The organism is uncultured Campylobacter sp. (assembly GCF_938030815.1).
Taxonomy (GTDB): Bacteria; Campylobacterota; Campylobacteria; order Campylobacterales; family Campylobacteraceae; genus Campylobacter_B.
This window is the reverse complement of record NZ_CALHII010000093.1, coordinates 1-4,709: the sequence shown is the minus strand read 5'-3', so window position 1 is coordinate 4,709 and position 4,709 is coordinate 1. Positions and strand designations below refer to the sequence as shown.

General features: G+C 46.2%; 2 protein-coding genes. Both read right to left on the bottom strand.

Going from position 1 to position 4,709, the window contains the following annotated elements:
* Positions 1 to 7 precede the first annotated feature (7 nt).
* Positions 8 to 3,460: a diguanylate cyclase gene (locus Q0277_RS03320; RefSeq protein WP_297995575.1), complete on the bottom strand. Its 3,453-nt coding sequence runs from the start codon at positions 3,458 to 3,460 to the stop codon at positions 8 to 10.
* A 51-nt stretch (positions 3,461 to 3,511) separates the two neighbouring features.
* A complete protein-coding gene (gene modB / locus Q0277_RS03315) occupies positions 3,512 to 4,201 on the bottom strand; it encodes a molybdate ABC transporter permease subunit (RefSeq protein WP_297995574.1) in 690 nt (229 codons plus the stop codon).
* Positions 4,202 to 4,709 lie beyond the last annotated feature (508 nt).

Below are 4,709 nucleotides of genomic sequence, written 5' to 3'. Positions count from 1 at the left end.
GGGCGGCCTACGCTCCCTTTAAACCCAATAAATCCGGATAACGCCCACGCGCAGGGGCGAATTTCTTAAAATTTTGCTCGCTAAAATCGGTTATCTCAAACATCAACTCGCCTTTTGCATTAGCCCTGTCTCGCAAGCTATGAGCTACGAAATCGTAAAATTCGTCGTTTGTAAGCACGGCTAGACTTACGTTTATAGAGCAGTTTGCGCCCGTTTGAGCGTTAAATTCCATCATCTTTGAAAACGCAAATTTTGAGATCGGTAACTCAAATCGAGGCTCGCTTAATATCTGCGCAAAATCCTGCGGGGCAAGAATTCCGCGCTTTCCGCGATCCCAGCGTAAAAGCAGCTCATATCCATAAATCTGCGCGCCGCTAATGATCGGCTGATAGAGCACGAAAAATTCCCTCTCTTCGATCGCTGCAGCAATCCCTTCCTCGCTAGGTTCGTCTGCTTCGGCGCGCTCAAAGATGCAGTAGCGGTTTTTACCACTCGTTTTAGCGCGATACATCGCCCTATCTGCGCGCGATAAAAGTCCTGAAAAATCGATCTTTTCGCTGCCGTCGTAAAACGCTGCGCCAACGCTGATGCTTGCGCTAATCTCATTGCCTTTGAGGTTAAATTTCATCTTTGAAATTCCAAGCAGACGGTCTAATAGCACATGCGCGGCGTCCTTACTTTGCAGATCACCTATGATGGCGCCAAACTCATCGCCGCCTAGGCGCGCCAAGATATCGCCTTTACGCAGTAGCCCGCTCATCGCTTTTGAGATCGCTTGTAAAAACATATCGCCGACCTCGTGCCCGTAGGTGTCGTTGATCGCCTTAAAGCCGTCAAAATCGATGAAAAGCACCGCCATAAGCTTAGAATTTTCGCCCGAGCTTGCCGTAAATCTCTGCGCAGCCTTCATAAAATATACTCTATTTGGAAGCCCGGTAAGCGCGTCGTGATGGGCGATCTTAGCTAGCTCGCTCTCCTTTTGCTTTATCTGCGAAATTTCGGTAAACATCAAAATGAAATTTGAAGTAAGCGAAAAATCATCCTTTATCGCAATTGCCGTAAATAGCGCGGGGAAGGTGCCGCCATCCTTTTTCAGCCCGTAAATTTCATCTTTATAGGAGGTCTGTTTGCCGACGAGATTTTTTCTAATCCTCTCCATCACGTCTGCCCCGCCCTCCGTAGGAGCGAAGAAATTTGGAATTTTGCCGATGGTTTGGCTTTCGCTATAGCCAGTGATTTCATAAAAGGCGTTATTAGCGCGCAGCACGCGACCGCTCTCATCTGTGATTAAGATCGCCTCTAGCGAGCGCGAAAAGACGTTAGCGTTTAAATTTAACTCCAGCTCCGTCTGCTTGCGCGAGCTGATATCTTCGAGCGTAGTTTTTACAAGGCGAGAGCGAGAGCCGTGCTTTTCGGCGACGTAGCCTTGCATACTGATCCAAGTATAGGCATTAGCGGCGTTTCGCAGACGGAATTCGCAGCTAAAATCGCTTCTAAGCCCGGCGGTGCATTCGCGGATCATTTTATTGAAATTCTCTAAATCCGCGAAGTAAATTTCATAACTGAACTCCCCGAAGCTCATCGCAGTGTTTAGCCTTTTGCCGCGATATTTTAAAATTTTAAAGTAATTTTTATCAAACGACAGCGTCTGCGCATCAAGATCGATTAAGCAGGTGCAAAAATTCCTAGTCTCGATTACGGTGCGGTAAAAGTCCAAATCCTCCTGCAAGCCGCGGATCGCCTTAACATCGTCATCAATATTTTGAAAATAAAATGCAGCCCTGGCGGCGGACTTTTTGACATAGATGTTCACTTCGTAGCTATAGCGGATATTGTCGTTGTGGCGAATTTTATAGCTTTGAGAAAAGCTTAGCTCTTCTGCGGGCATATCGGCTAAGCGGTTTAAAATTTCATTTTTAGCCTCATTCGCATCCTTTTCATCCAGCAAATCCCATAGCCTTATCTCGCCGCTTAAAAACTGCGCCGCTTCGTAACCCCAAAGCTCTTTTATATTTTTGCTAGCATCTACGATCTTGCCCGAAGTGTAGTCAAACACGAGTGTAACGATAGGCGCGTGATTTAAATACTCATATTTTTGCTTAGTTTCATCGTAAAATCTGCGATATTTTGACGCATCCAGCACCACAAAAAGGGTTGAAATTTTACTTCCGTCGCGGATATAAGATTTTTTAACATAAAGGTCTTTGACGCCATTTTTGGTCTCTTGGCGGGTTACGACATAGTTTTCTTTGACATAGTTTGCGCGCTGGGTTTGATAGGCGTGATCGTAAAACGAGCCTGCTTGCAGCGCGAATATATTCCGTCCTACGACGTCATCGCCATAAAGCTCGCGCGCACCGTTGCTAGCGCTTTCGATCGTGCCTGCGACGTTATCGATGCTAAGCACCGAAAGGGAGCTGTATTTTAGCGCATCTTTAAAGCTGAGGCTAAAATCGCCGTGGCGCAGATTAGACTTCAAAACCTCATCTATGGATTTAGAAATTTCTAAGACGGAGCTTAGCGGATTTAGCGCTTCTATATCGCGGATTTTGGAGTGATAATCCCCTTGGCGCAGAGCGTTTTGAACTGCCGCTAGCGGGATAAAAACGCGCTTTTTTAAAAACGTAAAATTTGAAATTAGAAGGATTAAATAAGCTAAAATCGCTGCTGCTAGCGCTACGACGATAAAATCGTCCGCGCCTAAAAAATAGCCGGCTCGTTCGCGAGCCATTACGAAATTATCCCCAAATTTCGCAAGATATGCAAAGCTTAGCCCAGATTCGTCTTCGAAGCTCACTACTTCGCCTAGACGCGAAAAATCAAAATCCTGTCCCAATATATCGGTTGCGCTGCCAGGAGCGTTAAAGAATTTGCCTTCGGCATTAAAGACCAAAATATCGCCCAGCGAAGAGAGCCTGGCAATCGGCCTAGCGGTGTTAGCAAAGCCTAATAGATACGAATCCGCATTTACACGCTTGATTAAAAAATACCGCCACGCCCCATCCATCATCATATAGCGCGATACCCATTCATCCTTTTTTAGCTCGCTTGCGATATCCGCAAGCCGTATCTCGCCAAGATCCGAAATACGCGCATCCGATGAAAAATGCGCCAAACTCTCCTGCTCCGCGCCGCGGGCGCGCAGATAAAAAATAGCGTCAAATCTATGAGAAGATTTTACGACATTGCGGATCAAATCCGCGTAAAGCTCGCTTTGCGCAGCCTCATGCCTTGCGTCTAAAGAAAGGATAGTTTCTTTTAGAATTTCAAGCTCGCTAAAAAGCGACTCGTCGGTATTTTTAAGTAAAGTAATCGCCGTGCGCGTCCGCAAATCAAGCTGCGTAGCGATCCTAGTGCGCAAAAAGCTAATCTCGCAAACTACTACAAGCGTAAGCAGCGCAGCGCCTAGAATCAAGGCGGCGTTAAATCTTTCGGTAACGAAGTCTTTTTTGTTTTTCATGCCAAATTCCAAATTTTGCAGGATTTTAGCAAATTTCGTTTTAAAGCCTATTTAAGCTTTGATTTTTGCACCGCGCGCGCCCAAAAAATGCATAATCAAAAGCACTACAAAGCTAAAAATAAGCATCAGCGCCGAATATGCGTGAGCCTGCGCGAAATCGAGCGTCTCGGTCGCTTCGTAGATCGCGATGGAAGCGACTTTGGTCTGCTCGCTCACGCTGCCGCCGATCATCAGCACGACGCCGAACTCGCCCATCGTATGCGCAAAGCAGATCACTAGCGCGCTAAGCAGGGAGTGGCGAATCGCAGGCAACGCGACGCGAAAAAGCTTGGAAAAATAGCCCTTACCGAGCGAATCGCACGCCCAAAAAAGCGAGCGCGGAAGCGAACGAAAGCCCGAAACCAGCGGCGAAAACATAAACGGCAGTGAGTAGATACAGCTCGCGATCACGAGCCCGCTGAAATTAAATACGAGCCGAAGCCCGAAGTGTTTGTCAAAAAACTCGCCCAGCACCGAATACGGCGATAGAAAAACGAGTAGATAAAAGCCTAGCACCGATGGCGGCAGCACCAGCGGAAGCGAGATGATCGATTCGATCACGCTTTTGCCGCGGAAATTTTTTCTCGCCATAAAAAACGCGAGCGGCACGCAGATGATAAACAACGCAAATGTCGTTAAGCTGGCAAGCTTTAATGAAACGAGAAACGGCGTGTAATCGAGCCCCTTTAGAATTTCAAACATTTATCCTCCGAGCCGAGCCGCTGGGCCCAAACTATAAAATCTTAAAAGCCTAGCCCTACTTTAAAATTTAGAGGCAAAGCTGGATAGAATTTGCGCAAACCTCATAGTCATAAGGCTTTGCAAAATGAAATTTTGAAAATTCCGTGCAAGCTAAAGCGAGCGGAATTTTATAAATTGCTTGGCTAATAACTTCCTTCAAGCGTGCAAATTCCGTCAGGCATTTAAACTCTACTAAGCTGGCAAATTTTTAAGGTCACGAATTTTGCTGAGCTAAATTTCAAAAAGCTTAGCTTAGCTTTAAAACTTGAGCGGGCAGGATTTATCTGAGCGCAAATTTCACGCAAGATAGGCTAAACGACGCCCTCCGAACGACCTAGCGAAATTTCATTGAGCTCGACAAGACGAAATTAAAATTTCGCATAAACCTAAAAGACCCGGTTAATGAAACCTTGCCACAGCTTATTAGGCGAGTTTAACACTCAAGCTTCGAGCCGTTAAAGCTTTTAAA

Coding starts and splice junctions, on each gene's coding strand:
- Q0277_RS03320 (WP_297995575.1), bottom strand. CDS start 3,460: ATGAAAAACAAAAAAGACTTCGTTACCGAAAGATTTAACGCCGCCTTG.
- modB (WP_297995574.1), bottom strand. CDS start 4,201: ATGTTTGAAATTCTAAAGGGGCTCGATTACACGCCGTTTCTCGTTTCA.